This window comes from Mesorhizobium sp. WSM3864, from assembly GCF_002294955.1.
Classification (GTDB): domain Bacteria; phylum Pseudomonadota; class Alphaproteobacteria; order Rhizobiales; family Rhizobiaceae; genus Mesorhizobium.
On record NZ_NSGD01000001.1, the window covers coordinates 325,003 to 342,004 of the forward strand.

17 protein-coding genes and 1 riboswitch are annotated in these 17,002 nt (G+C 64.1%); of the genes, 9 read left to right on the top strand and 8 right to left on the bottom strand.

Going from position 1 to position 17,002, the window contains the following annotated elements; all coding sequences use genetic code 11:
• Window position 1: 1 nt before the first annotated feature.
• The 9 genes from cpaB to CK215_RS01630 all read left to right on the top strand — a co-directional run bounded on the left by cpaB (window position 2) and on the right by CK215_RS01630 (window position 9,230).
• The gene (gene cpaB, locus CK215_RS01590; RefSeq protein ID WP_095829894.1) at window positions 2-940 is read left to right on the top strand and encodes a Flp pilus assembly protein CpaB; all 939 of its coding nucleotides are present in this window, start codon (window positions 2-4) and stop codon (window positions 938-940) included.
• A gap of 82 nt (window positions 941-1,022) precedes the next feature.
• Window positions 1,023-2,417 (top strand): type II and III secretion system protein family protein, encoded by a 1,395-nt coding sequence (locus tag CK215_RS01595; protein ID WP_245418594.1) that lies wholly within the window; start codon window positions 1,023-1,025, stop codon window positions 2,415-2,417.
• A 4-nt stretch (window positions 2,418-2,421) separates the two neighbouring features.
• Window positions 2,422-2,697 (top strand): hypothetical protein, encoded by a 276-nt coding sequence (locus tag CK215_RS01600; RefSeq protein WP_095829896.1) that lies wholly within the window; start codon window positions 2,422-2,424, stop codon window positions 2,695-2,697.
• 13 nt (window positions 2,698-2,710) lie between these two features.
• Entirely contained in the window at window positions 2,711-3,925 is a 1,215-nt protein-coding gene (locus CK215_RS01605) for a response regulator/pilus assembly protein (RefSeq protein WP_095780697.1), read from the top strand.
• Window positions 3,922-5,343 carry a CpaF family protein gene (locus CK215_RS01610; protein WP_095829897.1) on the top strand — a complete coding sequence of 474 codons (1,422 nt, stop codon included), beginning with the start codon at window positions 3,922-3,924 and terminating at the stop codon, window positions 5,341-5,343. The genes CK215_RS01605 and CK215_RS01610 overlap by 4 nt, the downstream gene beginning before the upstream one ends.
• A 3-nt stretch (window positions 5,344-5,346) precedes the next feature.
• The gene (locus tag CK215_RS01615) at window positions 5,347-6,312 is read left to right on the top strand and encodes a type II secretion system F family protein (RefSeq protein WP_067000195.1); all 966 of its coding nucleotides are present in this window, start codon (window positions 5,347-5,349) and stop codon (window positions 6,310-6,312) included.
• A 1-nt stretch (window position 6,313) separates the two neighbouring features.
• Complete coding sequence (locus CK215_RS01620) at window positions 6,314-7,276, top strand: type II secretion system F family protein (protein ID WP_095829898.1); 963 nt, start codon at window positions 6,314-6,316, stop codon at window positions 7,274-7,276.
• Between the two features lie 133 nt (window positions 7,277-7,409).
• Window positions 7,410-7,883, top strand: coding sequence for a hypothetical protein (locus CK215_RS01625; protein WP_095830157.1), 474 nt, complete (start codon window positions 7,410-7,412; stop codon window positions 7,881-7,883).
• A 174-nt stretch (window positions 7,884-8,057) separates the two neighbouring features.
• Window positions 8,058-9,230 carry a GGDEF domain-containing protein gene (locus CK215_RS01630; RefSeq protein WP_095829899.1) on the top strand — a complete coding sequence of 391 codons (1,173 nt, stop codon included), beginning with the start codon at window positions 8,058-8,060 and terminating at the stop codon, window positions 9,228-9,230.
• A 14-nt stretch (window positions 9,231-9,244) separates the two neighbouring features.
• On the opposite strand, the gene gcvP is transcribed toward CK215_RS01630, so the two are convergent.
• From gcvP to CK215_RS01665, 8 genes are all read right to left on the bottom strand, one after another.
• A complete protein-coding gene (gene gcvP / locus CK215_RS01635) occupies window positions 9,245-12,055 on the bottom strand; it encodes an aminomethyl-transferring glycine dehydrogenase (protein ID WP_095829900.1) in 2,811 nt (936 codons plus the stop codon).
• 16 nt (window positions 12,056-12,071) lie between these two features.
• The gene (gene gcvH / locus CK215_RS01640) at window positions 12,072-12,440 is read right to left on the bottom strand and encodes a glycine cleavage system protein GcvH (RefSeq protein WP_095779243.1); all 369 of its coding nucleotides are present in this window, start codon (window positions 12,438-12,440) and stop codon (window positions 12,072-12,074) included.
• Window positions 12,441-12,447: 7 nt separating this feature from the next.
• Entirely contained in the window at window positions 12,448-13,548 is a 1,101-nt protein-coding gene (gene gcvT / locus CK215_RS01645) for a glycine cleavage system aminomethyltransferase GcvT (RefSeq protein ID WP_095829901.1), read from the bottom strand.
• A 149-nt stretch (window positions 13,549-13,697) separates the two neighbouring features.
• A riboswitch (glycine riboswitch) is annotated at window positions 13,698-13,784 on the bottom strand.
• Window positions 13,785-13,923: 139 nt separating this feature from the next.
• A complete protein-coding gene (locus tag CK215_RS32240; protein WP_280953071.1) occupies window positions 13,924-14,052 on the bottom strand; it encodes a hypothetical protein in 129 nt (42 codons plus the stop codon).
• The gene (locus CK215_RS01650) at window positions 14,052-14,843 is read right to left on the bottom strand and encodes a molybdopterin-binding protein (RefSeq protein ID WP_067000214.1); all 792 of its coding nucleotides are present in this window, start codon (window positions 14,841-14,843) and stop codon (window positions 14,052-14,054) included. The genes CK215_RS32240 and CK215_RS01650 overlap by 1 nt, the downstream gene beginning before the upstream one ends.
• A gap of 1 nt (window position 14,844) precedes the next feature.
• Window positions 14,845-15,726: a cytochrome b/b6 domain-containing protein gene (locus CK215_RS01655; protein ID WP_095829902.1), complete on the bottom strand. Its 882-nt coding sequence runs from the start codon at window positions 15,724-15,726 to the stop codon at window positions 14,845-14,847.
• 103 nt (window positions 15,727-15,829) lie between these two features.
• The gene (locus CK215_RS01660) at window positions 15,830-16,507 is read right to left on the bottom strand and encodes a DUF1345 domain-containing protein (protein WP_095829903.1); all 678 of its coding nucleotides are present in this window, start codon (window positions 16,505-16,507) and stop codon (window positions 15,830-15,832) included.
• A 25-nt stretch (window positions 16,508-16,532) separates the two neighbouring features.
• Window positions 16,533-17,000, bottom strand: a complete 468-nt coding sequence (locus tag CK215_RS01665) for a YaiI/YqxD family protein (protein WP_095829904.1) — start codon at window positions 16,998-17,000, stop codon at window positions 16,533-16,535.
• Window positions 17,001-17,002: the final 2 nt, after the last annotated feature.

The following is a 17,002-nucleotide window of genomic DNA, read 5'->3' on the forward strand; positions in this document are numbered from 1 at the left end:
CATGATCGGCATCGCAGCCGTTTTCGGCGCGATCTCGATCTTTGCCGCGGACTTCTGGGTCAAAAGCCAGGCGAGGGCCCAGTCCGAGCAGAAGACGGCATCGATCGTGGTGCCGCACGAGCCCAAAGTCGAGTTCAAGACCATCGTCGTGGCGAATGCGCCGCTGCGCTACGGCATGCAGCTCGACCGGTCGCAACTCACCGAAATTCCGTGGCCGCAGGATTCTCTCCCGCAAGGCGCCTTCCCGACAATCGACAAGCTGCTGGCAGAAGGCAGCCGCGTTGTGCTGTCGCCAATCGAGGTCAACGAGCCGGTGCTGCTCGCCAAGTTGTCGGGACCGAACGGCCGCGCCACACTCTCCAACATGCTGTCGCCGGGCATGCGGGCCGTCACCATCCGCACCGACGAGATCGCCGGCGTCGGCGGCTTCATCACGCCGGGCGACCGGGTCGACGTCGTGCTGACGCGCGATGCCGGCGAAATCCAGGAAGTGTCCAAGAACGCGCAAGGGGCAGCTGGCTCGACAGTCACGTCCGAAATCGTCGTCTCCGACGCCAAGGTGCTTTCGGTCGGGCAGGGCGCGGACGAGCGCAAGACCGAGCCGCAGGTCGCCAATTCCGTCACCCTCGAGGTCACCAACGAAGGGGCGCAGAAGGTGGCGCTCGCCCGCACCGTCGGCTCCTTGTCGCTGTCTTTGCGGTCCGCCGCCGATGCCAGCGCCAGCGGCAACGGACTTACCACCATCTCGTCCTTCGGCGGCTCGGTTGCCGCGAGCGCCGAGGCAAGCGCCGCCTCGCTGGTCAATGCGGTGGCGAAGGAGCCGGAAGAGCCAAAGTTCAAGACGGTGATCGTGTCGCGCGGCACGAAGGTGGAGGAATACAAGGTTCCCTCCAAGCCCGCCGACGGAGACGTCGTTCCTTCCAAGGAACAAGAACAATAGCCGGTGGGGACCGGCCGGGAACGGGACAATGCCTGTGTTGAACAAAGAACGGACGACGAGAGGGCTGCGCCTTCTGCGTGCAATGGCGGCGGGCGCCTTTCTGGCAGCCGCCGGAATACTGGCCTTTGGGGCGCCGGCCCAGGCAAACAACGACGTCGTATACGTCTCGGCGACCAAGAACGCCTCGATCAAAGTCGCCAAGGGCAAGCCCAAGACGATCATGACGAACGCGGCCTTCTATCAGATCGTCATCGGCGATCCGGAGATCGCCAACGTCAATCCGCTGACCGACAAGTCCTTTTATGTGTTGGGCAACAGTCTCGGCACCACCGGCATCGCGCTGTTCGATCAGAACAAGCAGCTCGTCGGCACCATCGACATCGAGGTGACGCTGGACACCGACCAACTCGCGAACACCATCCGCGCCAGCGTGCCGGATGCCAAGATCAAGGTCGGTTCGGCCAACGGCCGCGTGGTGCTTTCGGGCGAGGCGGAAGACGCGGTCGCGGCCGACAAGGCGAGCAAGATCGCGTCGCGCTTCTCCGGCAATGAGGAAGTGATCAACTCGGTCAACATCTCGTCCTCGCAGCAGGTTCAGCTCAATGTCCGTTTCGTCGAGATCAACCGGCAGGCGGGACAGGACCTCGGCGCCAAATACGGGGCCAACTTTGCCTTCGGCGTCGGCGGTCGCGACGTCATCATCGACCCGGGCACGGTACCGACCGCCGGGACCGGCGAGATCATCGGCCGGTTGCTTTCCAACGGGGTTTCGATCGACATCGCCATCAAGGCGCTGGAAGAGCGCGGTCTCGCCCGGCGGCTGGCCGAGCCCAACCTGATCGCCCGCTCGGGCCAGACCGCGAGCTTCCTTGCCGGCGGCGAGTTCCCGATCCCGGTGTCCGAGGACAACGGCAAGATCAGCGTCAGCTATAAGAAATACGGCGTCGGTCTTGATTTCACGCCGACCGTGCTCAAGGGTGGACTGGTCAGCCTCGATATCGCGCCCGAAGTTTCGTCGATCGATCCCTCCGCGTCGATTGAAGTCAGCAGCGGCATTTCCATTCCTGCCTTCATCGTGCGTCGCGCCAAGACGTCGGTCGACCTGAAAAACGGCCAGAGCTTCATGATCGCGGGCCTCTTGCAGTCGCAGAACGACATCACAACCTCGCGCCTGCCGGGGCTCGGCAAGCTGCCGGTTCTCGGTCCGCTGTTCTCCTCGAAATCCTATCAGCGGCGCGAGACCGATCTGGTGATCATCGTCACGCCCTACCTGGTCAAACCGGTTGACCCGTCGAAGAAGATGGTCGAGCCCACCGACGGAACGCGGCCGCCAAGCAATGCCGACTACTTCCTGAACAACACCGAGGAAGTCGACGCTTCCGCTCCCAAGCGCCCCTTGGCGCTGGCCGACGGCAGCGGGGCCCGTCCGGTGGCGGCGACCACGTCGGGCCATTTCCTCGATCTGCCGAAGGACTGAAGCCATGCGTCTGGCTCCTTGCATCGCTCTGCTGCTCGCCGGCGCGCTCTCCGGCTGCACCAGCGACGACTATGTGCGCACCGAAGGCGTGTCTCCGGCCGCCGGCAACGCCCAGGCGTCCAACACAGCCATGCAGATGGTCGACCCCTGGCAGTACGGCGTCCAGAACACCAGGCTCCTGGTGCCGGCTCCGAGCACGAGCTCCACGGCCACTGCCGCGGGCGCGAAGGGCGGCGCGGCGCCGGCTTCAACGACATCGGTATCAACGACAGCAGACTGATGAGCTGACGACCATGGCATCGGGCACCAAGACCAAGAAGATCCTGCTCGTTTCGACCGACCGGGCGTTTTCGCAGGACACGCGGACGGCTTTCGCTGCATCCGAGGTCATCGAGCTTTTGACGGTCGAGAAAAGCGTCAACGAACTGCGCGGCGAGGTCCAGGAGACCGATTTCGGCGCCGTCATTGTCGACATGGACGCGGCCAAGCTCGAAGAGATCGAGTCGCTGCAGCGCATCATGCGCCGAATCGAAGGCCGCGTCCCGGTGGTCGTCGTCACGCAGGAATTCAATGCGGCGGCGGTGCGCATCCTGGTGCAGCTCAAGGTCGCCGACTTCCTGGTGAAGCCGATCACCACCGCCGATCTGGTTCGTTCCGTCATTCGCGCGCTACAGGGGCCGGGGCGGGAGGAAAACACCGAATCGCAAATCTACACCTTCATGCCGGCCGCCGGCGGTGTCGGCACCACCACGCTTGCCCTGCAGACCGCCTTCCAGCTGCATCATTCGGTGACGCGCGGCGCCTCGACCTGCGTGGTCGACCTCAATTTCCAGCAGGGCGCCTGCGCCGAATATCTCGACCTCGAACCGCGCTTCGACATCACCGAAATCGAGAACCAGCCCGAACGTCTCGACCGGCAGCTGCTGGACGTCATGCTGTCCAAGCATGCAAGCGGGCTCTGCGTGCTGGCGGCGCCGACGCGCCCTTCGGAAATGCGCTCGTTCAAGACCGATGTGGTGGTGCGCATGCTCGACCTCGTCTCGGCCTATTTCGACAATGTCGTCATCGACATGCCGCGCACCTGGTTCCCGTGGACCGAGACGGTGCTGCTGGGCTCCAACAAGCTCTATATCGTGGCCGAGATGACGGTGCCTTGCCTGCGCCACACGCAGCGTCTCATCCAGGCCATCTACGAGACGGCCGGCAAGGAAGTGAAGCCGAACGTCATCGTCAACCGTTTCGAGCAGAAGATGTTCGACAGCGGCATCAAGCAGGCCGACGTCCAGGATATCCTCGGCGAGCACTTCGTCGGCGGCATCTCCAACAACTACCGGCTGGTGCGCGAGGCCGTCGACCGCGGCGTGCCGCTGCACGACATCGATCCGAACGCCAATGTTGTGAATGACCTGAAGAAAATCATCCTGCCCGAGGAGGCGGTGGCGACGACGGCAAAATCGAAGTCGCTGTTCGGCCTCGGCAAGGGCCTCTTGAAGAGGAAAGCAGGATGAGCAGCCGCTTCTCCAACCTGCAGAATCGCGATGTTCGTCCGCTGCGGGCGCCCGAACCCGCGCCCGTTGCGCATCACGCCGTGGTCATTCCGACGACCCGCAAGCCGGCGCCGCCGAAGCCGGAAGCAGCACCCGCAAAGAGCGCCAACAAGGTGCTCGACGCGCGCGTGCGCATCCACCGCATGCTGCTCGAAGAAATCAACCTCGTCGCGCTGGAGCGGCTGCCCAAGGACGAAATGCGCCGCCAGGTGCATGAGTTCGTCTCGGAAAAGACGCGTCAGGAGCGAATGGCGATCAACACCGCCGAGCTGGATGCGCTGGTGGACGACATCGTCGACGAGATGGTGGGCCTCGGCCCGCTGGAGCCGCTGCTCAAGGATCCGGAGATCAACGATATTCTGATCAACGGCCATCAGAACTGTTTCGTCGAAAAGCGAGGCAAGCTGCAGCAGGTCCATATCCCGTTCAAGGACGAGGCGCATCTGCTTCGGATCATTAACAAAATCGTCGCGGCCGTCGGCCGCCGCGTCGATGAATCGCAGCCGATGGTCGACGCCCGCATGCTCGACGGCTCGCGTTTCAACGCCGCGATCAGGCCGGTCGGCGTCGACGGGCCGCTGGTATCGATCCGCAAATTCTCCAAGAACAAGCTCGGCCTGCACAAACTGGTAGAGTTCGGCGCCATCACCCAGAACATGGCCGAGGTGCTGGCGGCGGCCGTGCATGCGCGCAAGACGACGATGATCTCCGGCGGCACCGGCACCGGCAAGACGACGATGCTCAATGCCTTGTCGGCTTTCATTCCCGAGGACGAGCGCCTGATCACCATCGAGGACGCCGCCGAATTGCAGCTGCAGCAGCCGCATGTCGCGCGCATGGAAACGCGCCCGGCAAACATCGAGGGTCATGGCGAGCTGAAGCAGCGCGATCTGGTCAAGAACGCGCTGCGCATGCGGCCCGACCGCGTCATCCTTGGCGAGTGCCGTGGCGAGGAAGCCTTCGACATGCTGCAGGCTATGAACACCGGCCATGAAGGGTCCATGGCGACCATCCACGCCAACACGCCGCGCGACGCAATATCGCGCCTCGAACAAATGCTCGGCATGACCGGCATGCCGATGACGGTGCAGTCGATCCGCAGCCAGATTGCGAGCGCCATCGACATCATCGTGCAGCTGACGCGCCTGTCCGACGGCAAGCGCAAGGTGACCAGCGTCGCCGAGGTGACGGGCATGGAAGGCGACGTCATCCAGATGCAGGAGATCTTCCGCTTCGTGCGCACCGGCATGGAGGCGGACGGCAAGATCGTCGGCCATTTCGAGGCAACGGGCATCCGACCGCGCTTCCTCGAGGACCTGCGCAACATGGGCATTGAATTTCCGGGCAAGTATTTCGAACCCGGCCGGCCGCAGGAGTAGCCGGTGCTCGAGGGATTCAGCCCGATCTACGCCGTCTACGCCGCGGCGGCGCTCACCGGCATCATGATCGCCGAAGGCTGCTACCTGCTCTATGCCGGCCGCAGCGACAAGCGCACGGCGATCAACCGCCGCATGAAGCTGGCGGAGAACAAGATCAGCCAGGAGCAGGTGCTGATCCAGCTGCGCAAGGAGCGCGGCATGGAAGAGGGCACGCCCCTCCTTTCCTTCGATCGCTTTCGCGCCTTGCGCACGCAGTCCGGCATGATCATGCCGATGCCCAAATTCCTCACGATCACGTCGGGGATAGCGTTCGCTCTGGCGCTTTTGGCCGTCTGGTACGGCCTGCCTTTGCTGTTCGGGCTGGTCGTGCTTCTGGTGCTGGTGCCGGTCTTGCCGGTTATGGCGATGCGTTTTCTGCGCAAGCGCCGGCATAAGCGCTTCGGCATGCAACTGCCGGAAGCGCTGGAGCTGATCACGCGCGGCCTCAAGGCCGGCCACCCGGTGCCGGTGGCGATCGCGATGGTGGCGCGCGAGATGGCCGATCCGATCGGCACCGAGTTCGGCGTCGTGGCCGACGAAGTGACCTATGGCTCGGACCTGGTTTCAGCGCTCAACAACCTGTTCGACCGCGTCGGCCATGAGGACCTGCCGCTGTTCGTCACCGCTGTGTCGATCCAAAGCAGCTCCGGCGGCAATCTGCGCGAGATCCTCGACGGGCTGTCCTCGACCATCCGCGAGCGCGGCAAGCTGCGGCGTAAGGTGCGCGCCATTTCGACCGAAGGCCGCATGTCGGCCTATATCCTGACCGCCGTGCCGGTGCTTCTGTTCACCGCCATCATGGTGCTGATGCCGCAATTCTACCACGAAGTGTGGGGGATACCGAAGACCTGGTACATGCTGGGCGGCTCAATCCTGTGGCTCCTGCTCGGCAATGCCATCATGTTCAAGATGTCGAATTTCAGGTTCTGAAATGGACGAGGTCATCCGCTTCCTTGCCTCGCTGGCGCCGACATCGCTGATGCCGGTGGCGGTGCTGCTGCTGGTGATGGGCGGCGGCGCGGTGGCCTGGCCGCTGGTCGTCGCGCAGGGCGACCGCAACGAGGTCAAGCGCCGGCTGAAGGTCGAGGCGGCGCAGCCGATCGAGCAGCCCGAGCCGGCACCCAGGAAAAACGCGAACGCCGTGCGCGAGAAGGCGGTGAGGCGGGCGCAGGAATTCTATGCCAAGAGCGATCCGGAGAATGTCGCGCGATTGCGCATGAAGCTCATCCAGGCCGGCTACATGGAGCCGCGCGCCGTCGGGACGTTCTTCCTGATCCGTTTTGCCGCGCTGGTCGGAATGGCCCTTGGGGCGTTCCTGGTCAACCATTGGGCGGCCAGCGCCGAATCGACCGTGACCAGCCGCTGGACCTTCATCATCCTGTCGGGAGCGGCCGGCTATTTCCTGCCCGGCCTGGTGCTGACACAGAAGGTGCGGGAAAAGATGCGCGAATACCGCAATGGCTTTCCCGACTTCATGGATCTGATGATCGTCTGCTCCGACGCGGGCATGAGCATGGAGGCCGGCATCGAGCGGGTCTCGAAGGAACTCGCCAGGACCTATCCGTCGCTCAGCCAGAACCTGCAGTTGGTGTCGCTGGAGCTGAGGGCCGGCCGCAGCCTCGACGATGCGCTGAAGGCGCTCGCCGATCGCCTCAGCCTCGACGAGGTGCGCTCCTTCGCGACGCTCCTGCAGCAGTCCAAGGAGCTCGGCACCAGCCTGTCGGGAGCGCTGCGTGTCTTTTCCGACGAAATGCGCCACAAGCGCATGTCGCTTGCCGAGGAGAAGGCGCATGCCTTGCCGGCCAAGATGTCGGTGCCGGTGACGGTGTGCATCCTGCCGGTGGTGCTGATGGTCGCCATCATCCCGATCGTCGTAAGGCTGACGTCGCACTGAGGCCGGCGGCGCTGGTTAACGCATTCTTTGCAAGCAACTGAAATTTAGGCGCATTTCGGCACCGAAGCTTAATCGCTCTCCTGTATGGTCCTTGCTGAAGAACGACCCGGCAAATCGGGCGACGGGGCAGGGCATGCGTCACAGACTTTCCACGGCAGCGGCGGTATTGGCGGCCGTCTTAATGATCACCGGCTGCACGACGAACAGCAGCGTCGACACGACCAAGACCACCGCGATCCAGGCGACGGCCAAGGACGTCAGCGCCGCCGACCTGACGGAGGGCAAGGCGCAATTCCGGGAGGCGAATTTCGGTCTCGCAGAACAGCATTTCCGCAAAGCGGTGGAGCTCAAGGCAGACAATGCCGAAGCCTGGATGGGGCTTGCCGCCTCCTATGACGAGCTCGGCCGCTTCGACTTCGCCGACCGCGCCTATGCGCAATTGCTGAGGGTCGCCGGGCGCAAGCCGCAGATCGTCAACAATATGGGCTATTCGCAGCTCCTGCGCGGCAACAAGAAGAAGGCAAGGGCGCTGCTGCTAGAAGCCAAGGCCGGTCTCGCCGACCAGACCGTGGTCAACGCAAACCTGGCGCTGCTCGACAAGAGCTGATCCGCTTCCGGTTCGTCCCGCCGCGGAACCGTGCCGTAGTTTCAGCGGACATGTCGACGCTTTGTAAACCCTTTGTCGAGCGAGCAGCGGACACCGGCCGAAAAGGGTTTGCGCCACGCCTCTACAACCTACATTGAGGAAGCAACGAGTCTCCCCAACGGCAGATCTTCAGAGATGTTGGATTTCAGCTCGCTCCTGCTCGCGGCGGCGCTGTCGGGCACATGCCTCAGCGTCACGATGCTCGCGATCTGGCTCACCGCGCCGCAGGCGCGTTTCGTGCTTACGGTCGCCTGCGGCATACTCGTACTCGTTGCCCATGTCGTCCTGTTCTGGCGCTATACCAAGGACGCCAACCCGTGGCTCTGCCAGATGGTGCTTGCCCTGCTCAGCCTGGGGTTCCTCGTCATCTGTTTGTCGGCGATGCAGTATCTCGGCATCCGCAGTTATCGCCGCGCCATCGTGCCGGCGCTGGCAGCGATGGCGGCCTGCGCCCTCGTCACCTATTTCGGCTTCGATGGCGTCGGCTTTCTGATCACCTATTCGACGGTGACGGCGCTGCTCGGCGCGATCGGAACGATGTTCTGGATCAAGGGCGATCACGACCGCCGGATACTGCTCGTCGTTTCGTTTCTCAGCGGCGCCTGCGGGATATCCTTCGGCCTGTGCGGCCTGGTGCTGCTGGTGCAAGGGCAATGGGTTCTCGGCGCCGCGCCCGACAACTGGGCGGAGCGGTTGAACTCCGTCGTCGCGGTCGCCTGCATGACCGGCCTCGGCGCGCTGACGCTTTCGTTGCACCATCTGCAGGCGCAGATCGAGCTCAAGGCCGCGACGATGACCGATCCGCTCACCGGCCTGATGAACCGCAGGGCGCTCAGCGAGCTTTACGGCGGTCGCAGCTTCGGTCCGTTCATGGCGATCGCGATGTTCGACCTCGACCATTTCAAGACGACCAACGATGTCTTCGGCCATCCCGTCGGCGATCAGGTGCTTTGCCGGTTCGCGGCGGTGATCAAGAAATATGGCAGGGCCGGGGTCGATGCCTTTCGGCTCGGCGGTGAGGAGTTCGCGCTCGTCCTATCGCGCATGACGCCGGAAAAGGCGCACGATATGGCAAGCAGGATCGGGGTCGCTTTCGGCACCGAAATCGTCCCGACCCAACGTGGTCCGTTGCGCAGCAGCGTCAGCGGCGGCATGGGATTTGGCGCCGCCGATGGTCGGACCCTGGACGAGGTGCTGGCTGAGGCGGACGCCGCGCTCTACGCCGCAAAGCGCGCCGGGCGAAACCGCGTGATCGCCCAACGCCGGGAGGACCAGCCCGATAGCGGGCCAGCCCTGCGCTCGGCCTAACTTGCCCTGACCGTCTACTCTGCGGCGCCGAGATATTCCGACAGCGGCGGGCAGGAGCAGACCAGGTTGCGGTCGCCGGCGACATTGTCGATGCGCGAAACCGGCGGCCAGTATTTTGCTGCCAGATCGACGTCAGCCGCTGGGTAGGCTGCTTCCATCCGCGAGTATGGATGCGGCCATGCGCCTGCCAATGCCTCGGCGGCAGTGTGCGGGGCGTTGACCAGCGGGTTGTCGTCGAGCGGCCATTCGCCCTTTGCCACCTTCGCCGCCTCGCCGGCGATCGCAATCATCGCCTCGCAGAATCGATCGAGCTCACGCTTGGGCTCGGATTCCGTCGGCTCGACCATCAGCGTTCCGGCGACCGGGAATGACATGGTCGGGGCGTGGAAGCCGTAGTCAATGAGGCGCTTGGCGATGTCGTCGACGCTGATGCCGGCGCTCTCCTTGAGCACGCGGGTGTCGAGAATGCACTCATGGGCGATGCGATCGCTCCTGCCCTTGTAGAGGAGGGGGAAATGCGGCGCGAGCCGCGTCGCCACATAGTTGGCCGAAACGATCGCCGTCTCGGTGGCCTGCTTCAGCCCGGAGCCGCCCATCATGCGGATATACATCCAGGTGATCGGCAGGATCGAAGCGCTGCCGAAGGGCGCGGCGGCGACGGCATGCGCCGAACTTTCCGTGACATGGCCCGGCAGATAGGGTTTCAGATGCGCCCTGACGCCGATCGGGCCGACGCCTGGGCCACCGCCGCCATGCGGGATGCAGAAGGTCTTGTGCAGGTTCATGTGGCAGACGTCGGCGCCGATATCGCCGGGGCGGGCGAGACCGACCAGGGCGTTGAGGTTGGCGCCGTCGAAATAGACCTGGCCGCCATGCTCGTGGATGAGGGCGCAGAGATGGCGCGCGCCTTCCTCGTAGACGCCATGCGTCGAGGGATAGGTGAACATCAGCGCCGCGAGGTTCTTGGAATGCTCGTTGGCCTTGGCCCGCATGTCATCCATGTCGATGCTGCCGTCCTCGGCGCAGCGCACGACGACGACGCTCATTCCCGCCATCGCCGCGCTCGCCGGATTGGTGCCATGCGCGGAGGACGGGATAAGGCACACGGTGCGGTGGCCTTCGCCGCGCGCGCGGTGATAGGCGCGGATGGCGAGCAGGCCGGCATATTCGCCCTGGCTGCCGGCATTGGGCTGCAGGCTGACCGCGTCGAAACCGGTGATCTCCGACAGCCAGGCCTCCAGGTCGCCGACCATGGCCCGATAGCCGGCCGAATGGCTGGCCGGCGCGAAGGGATGCAGGTTGGCGACATTCACCCAACTCACGGGCATCATCTCGGCGGCGGCGTTGAGCTTCATGGTGCAGGATCCGAGCGGGATCATGGCGCGGTCCAGCGCGAGGTCCTTGTCGGCCAGCCGCCGCAGGAAGCGCATCATCTCGGTCTCGGAGTGGTTCTCGTGAAAAACCGGCTGGGTGAGGAACTCCTTGCCGCGCCGCTTACCGGGCATCGAGCCGGCTGCCACCGTGCCGGGCTTGGCGCCGAATAGCGCCGCGATCGCTTCGAGGTCGGCTTCGGTCGAGGTCTCGTCGAAGGCGATGCCGATGTGGTCGGCATCGATGACGCGCAGCAGCCGGCCAGTCTTCTCGGCGGCGGCGGCTATTGCCGCTGCCTTGCCCTTCACTTCCGCCGTCACGGTGTCGAAGCGGTGTGCTCCGAGAACGGCCACGCCCGCTGTCTTCAGCCCCGCCGCAAGGCGGTTGGCGAGAGTGTGGACGCGCTCGGCGATCGCTTGCAAACCGGCGGGACCGTGCCAGATCGCATAGGCCGTCGCCATGTTGGCGAGCAGCGCCTGCGCGGTGCAGATATTGGAGGTCGCCTTGTCGCGGCGGATGTGCTGCTCGCGCGTCTGCAGCGCCAGGCGATAGCCCGGGCGGCCCTTGCTGTCGGTCGACTGGCCGACGAGGCGGCCGGGCATAAGACGGGTGAGCTTTTCGGAGACGGCGCAATAGGCCGCGTGCGGGCCGCCAAAGCCCATCGGCACGCCGAAGCGCTGCATCGGACCGACGGCGATGTCGGCACCGAGCTTGGCCGGCGCATCCGTCAACGTAAGCGCGAGCGGGTCGGCGATGAAGACGACCAGAGCGCCGGCGGCGCGGGCCTTCTCGATCGCCGCCTTGTGGTCGCCATAGACGCCGAAAGTGTCCGGCCAGGAGACGAGCAGCGCAGCGGTGTTGTCGTCGATGGTCTCGCCGTCGACCTCGGTGCCGAGCGGTTCGGCGCGGGTGCGCACGACATCGAGCGTCTGCGGATGCGGCGTGCCGGCAAGCGCCACCTTGGTGCGCTTGTCGCGGTGATGGCGCAGTGCGATGCCGACCGCTTCGGCAACGGCGGTGGCTTCATCGAGCAGCGATGCCGAAGCCACCGGCAGGCCGGTCAACTCGGCGACCAGGGTCTGGAAATTGAACAGCATCTCCAGCCGGCCCTGGCTGATCTCTGCCTGATAGGGCGTGTAGGCCGTGTACCAGGCCGGGTTCTCGAACATGTTGTGCTGGATGACCGGCGGCACATGGGCGCCGTGATAACCGGCGCCGATGAAGCTCTTCAGCACCGTGTTCTTCGCCATCATCGCCGACAATTCGGCCAGTGCTTCGGCTTCGCTGGCCGGAGTGGGTAGGTTGAGCGGCAGATCGAGGCGGATCGACCTCGGCACGGCCTGGCTGATCAGCGTTTCGACGGACGGAACGCCGATGGTGGCAAGCATCGCCCTGACATCGTTGACGCTGGGGCCGATGTGACGGGCCGAGAAAGGAATGGGTGCTGCGGTCATTTCCAAGATCCTGGTATCAACCGATATGGGCTTTGTAGGCGGCCTCGTCCATGAGGCTGTCGAGTTGGCCTGCGTTGGAAAGCTTCATCTTCCAGAGCCAGCCATCGCCGGTCGCCGCCGAATTGACCAATGAAGGGTCCGACGACAGTGCTGTGTTGGCTTCGGTGATCTCGCCATCGACCGGCGCGTAGACGTCAGAGGCCGCCTTGACGGATTCGACGACTACGGCAGTGTCGCCCTTCGCGAGCTTACGGCCGATTTCCGGCAGTTCGACGAAGACGAGATCGCCGAGCTGCTCCTGCGCATAGTCGGTGATGCCGACGGTGGCGACGCCGCCTTCGACGCGCAGCCATTCATGATCCTCAGTGAAATAGGTATTTGCCATCGGAATATCATCCTTTGCGGTAGCGATGTGGCGTGAAGGGCAGCGAAGTGACGACGATCGGGATCCTGGTCCCGCGGACGTCGGCGAATAGTCTGTTGCCGGGCTTGGCCAGCGCATTGTCGACATAGCCCATGGCGACCGGGTGGCCCGTCGAGGGGCCGAAGCCGCCCGAGGTCACATGGCCGGCCGCATTGCCGTCGGCATCGACAAGCGCGGCGCCGGCGCGCACCGGCTGACGACCATCGGGCTTCAGGCCAACGCGCTTCTGCGACGGCCCGCGCTCAAGGATCGAGCGCAGCGCGTCAGCGCCGATGAAGTGACCGGAAGCGCGGAGCTCCTTAGGGATCGCCCACATCAAACCGGCGCTCGCCGGATCGATCTCGGGTGTCAGATCCTGGCCATGCAGGCAGAGCCCGGCCTCGAGCCGCAGGCTATCGCGGGCGGCAAGGCCGATCCATTGCACGCGCTCATCCTGCAGCAGCTTGCCGACGAGATCGCGGGCATCCGCTTCCGGCAGCCCGATCTCGAATCCATCCTCGCCGGTGTAGCCGGAGCGGCTCATGAACCAGTTTTGCCGGGGCTCGACACCATGCATGAACAGCAGCGAGCCCGTTTCGATACCGGCTCGCGAAAGGGCCGCCCAGGCATCCGGGCCCTGGATCGCCAGGAAGACGCGGTCGAGCGGCTCGACCTTGGCATCGAAATCCGCGGCCAACGCACGCAGATGCCTTTCATCCTCGGCCGCATTGCCGGCGTTGGCCACCACCATGAATCGGCCATCGTCAAGACGCGTGACGATCAAGTCGTCAATGACGCCGGCGGCCTCGTTGAGGAAGAAAGTGTATTTGGATTGGGCAATTTCCATCGCGCCGGCGTCGAGCGGGCAGGCGCGGTTGAGTAGGGCGGCGGCGCCCGGGCCGCCGACCTCGAACAGCTTCATATGCGAGATGTCGAACAGGCCGGCATGCTCGCGCGTGTGGAGGTGCTCCTTCATCACGCCGGCCGGATAGGTCAGCGGCATCGACCAGCCGGCAAAAGCGCCGAAACGCGCGCCCGCGGCGCTATGCAAATCCTCGAGGGGTAGATGTTTGGTGTCTTCGCCGGTCATGTCTTCTCCAGAGTCGCACGCAATCGACCGCCATTGGCGGTCCAGTCCGTGCCCCTCTGTCTGAAGCCTGAGAGACTCGCGCCCCGTAACTCTGTCGGCAGCGCTTACACCTTCGGCGCGGGAAGATTCCCGACTTTCCAGAGTTGTCTTTCCCGTCCACGGTTCTTTTGCCTGAGAGATTTCGGGCGATTTCCCCTTCGGCGACAGCTTGCGCTGTTCTCTCCCGCAAACAGGTAGGACTCAGTCACCTGAGCCCTCGACGCGCCATCCATAGCCCGTCGGCGACACCTTGTCACCTCCCAGCGACATATCTCTCGGCAGCCGACGCCGATGACAACACCCGATCTGGTCTGAACGGCGGCCCAGCAAGGCGGCCTACTCGCCCGAGGCCATCGTCTTGCAAAGGATGATGTTGGAATGGCCGATTGTCGCCGTGAGGCTTTTCTCAATCGCGTTGAACTCGGCTGACGCAAGATCGTGCTCGGCCTGCAGGCGAAGCGCCATCAAATACCGGCATACCAGTCGTAGCCATTGTCTTCCCAATAGCCGCCGCGACCGCCGCCGACATTGGCGAAGCCGTCGACCAGCTCGATCTTGTAGAGATATTTCGGCATCTTGTAGCCGAGCTGGCGCTCGACCCGCACCCGCAGCGGCGCGCCGTTCTCGACCGGCAGCGGCTTGCCGTTCAAGCCGTAGGCCAGGATCGTTTGCGGATGGCGGGCATCGATCAGGTCGATGCTGCCGTAATATTTGATGTCGCCAGACAGGCTTTGCTCGATCGTGTCGAGGCAATGGAACATGACGTAGCGCGCCTGCGGCTTGACGATGGCCTGATCGAGCACCAGCGACAAAGGTGTGCCGGTCCATTTGGCGATGCAGCTCCAGCCTTCAACGCAGTCGTGGCGGGTGATCTGGGTGCGGCTCGGCATGTTCTGCAACTGCTCGCGGGTGAGCGACAGCGGTTTTTCGACGAGGCCGGTCACCTCCAGGCGCCAGTCGGCGAAATTGTTGGCGAGAAGACCCTTATAGGTGTCGTCGTCAGGCGCGGTGACGCCGTTCGGCCGCTGCGGCTGGCGGATGTCGGCCTCGCTGAATTCCGGTGCCAGCGCGTCCCGGCCGGCAAGCAGGCGCTGCGCGCGGTATGTCAGCCCGTTGGCGTTTTCGAGGAAGCTGCGCAGCCCGCTGCCGACGCCCAGACCGCTGTCGAAGGCATCGCAGCCGGACAGCGCGATGCCTGACAGACCGAGGCTGGCGGAGGTCAAGAACTTCCGGCGGCTAATCTGGAATTTTGCCATGTCAGGCGCTCCTCTCGGTTGCCTGGTCGTGCTTTGCGGGCGGGTCGGTGCGATACCAGCCGGTGATGATCGAGCGCAGCTCGTTGATCGGACCGGCAGCCACGATCATCAGGATATGGACGACGAAGAAGAGCACGAGCAACACCATGACAATGAAGTGGATGGTGCGAGCCGTCTGCCGACCGCCCAAGATTTCATTGAGCCAGGGAAGCACCGAATTCATGCTCGGCGACATCGCAAGCCCGGTGATGATCATCAGCGGCAACAGCACGAAGAGCACGCCGCCATAGGCCATTTTCTGCAGCGTGTTGTATTCGCGCGCGTGGTGGAATTTCAGCCTCGCATGGTCGACGACGTCGCGCGGCAGCTTGCGCAAGTCATCCAGGCGAGGGGCAAGATCGCGACGGATATGGCCGTTGATCAGGCTCGCGATCAGCCAGATGAGCAGGGTTGCGCTCAGCACCCAGGCGAAGAAGAAATGCACGACGCGGGCTGTGCCGAGATCGTAGTAGGACGGGATCGTCGTCCAGGACGGAAAGGCGCGCGGCGTTTCCTGTCCGGGAGGGCCGGACCAGCCGAGCACGCCGGTGGTGTCGAAGCGATGCCCGAAGATTTTGGTAAAGCCGCGCGGTCCGCCGTCTGTGTTTTCGGCGCCGATCTCGAGGATCGTATTGTTGTATTGGAAGCCCGATTCCTTGCCGATGTAGAGTTGCGGGCGCGCGTTGAAGATCTGTAGGCCCGAAAGCAGCATGAAGAACAGCGAGAACGCCCAGAGCCAATGGGTCAGGCGCGTCCAGCCCGATTGCCGGTAAATCAGCGTCGGGTCCTTCGGCGTGGATGCTTCTACCTCGGCGGAGGGTTCGCTTCTGGCGACGGTCTCCATATCTGGGTGTCCTCCCGGCTGCATCTTCTGCGGCCTCTCAGAGCCTTGTTCTCCTCCCAATACGTCTCCGGCCCAAGCGTTGTTTCATCCGATCACGGATTTATTATGGGCTGCCCAGGCTGACCGCGAGATTGACCGCGGCGGCGACGATCACCGTGTTGAAGAAAAAGCTCAGGATCGAATGAACGAGCACAACCTGGCGCATGCGCGAGGTCGTGATCCCAGTGTCGGCGGTTTGCGCAGTCATGCCGATGACGGTCGCGAAATACAGGAAATCCCAGCCTTCCGGGCTTTTGCCGCCGGGAAAATCGAGGCCGCCGACCGGATTCTTCTTCCTGGTTTTCTCGTCGATCTCGTCGCCGTCCATCCAGTAGACATGCGCATAATGCAGCGCCGCCATGGCATGGATTGTGAACCAGCCAAGCGGGATCGACAGCATCGCGAACAGAACCTCCAGCGGATGCGCGGCAGCCTTTTGGTTGATGAGCTGAAACAGCGAGCCGATGGCGAGGCCGACGACCAGGAGCGTGACCGCAAAAATCAGCAGCACCGGCAGGTCCGTGGCACGCGCGTTCTTGCTCAGGTAACGGACGGTGAGCCTCGGCATCGCGACCAGCACCAGAAGAGTGTAAGCGGCGAAGAAGAGGTTGGCGCCGATGGAGTAGGGCAGCGGCGCCCCCACCATCAGGGCGAGAAGCAGCGCGACAATGCCGATGGCCGCAGCCAAAGCGAACTGCACGTGCCGGTGGATCGGCGTGTTGAGGGATATGTCGTCGCCCAATGGCCGGTTCTCAAAGGGCTTCGGGTCAGCCGGGTGTGGCGGATTTGAGCGCCCGCCGCAAGATGCGGTCGAGCTCGCCGAGAAAGTTTGACCTGTCCTTCGCCGTGAAGGCGGCGTTCAAGCCGCGGCTTTCGCCGGTCTCGCGCAGATGCTGCTTCAAATCCCGCATCGCCACCGCCATGCCGATGGTCTCGGGCGTGAAAGGACGGCCCGTAGGTCCCAGCACATGCGCGCCGAGCGCCACCGTGCGCGCGGCAAGCGGGATATCGGCCGTCACCACGACATCGTTGGGTTTGGCGTTCTCGACGATCCAGTCGTCCGCAGCGTCCGCGCCCTTGGAGACTACGACATTGCGGATCATCGGATCGCGCGACGGGCGCAGGCCGCCATTGGAGACATAGGTAACCACGACGCCGTGCCGCTCCGCCACCTTCTCGACCTCGGCCTTCACCGGACAGGCATCGGCATCGACATAGATGATGGGTGCTGGCATCG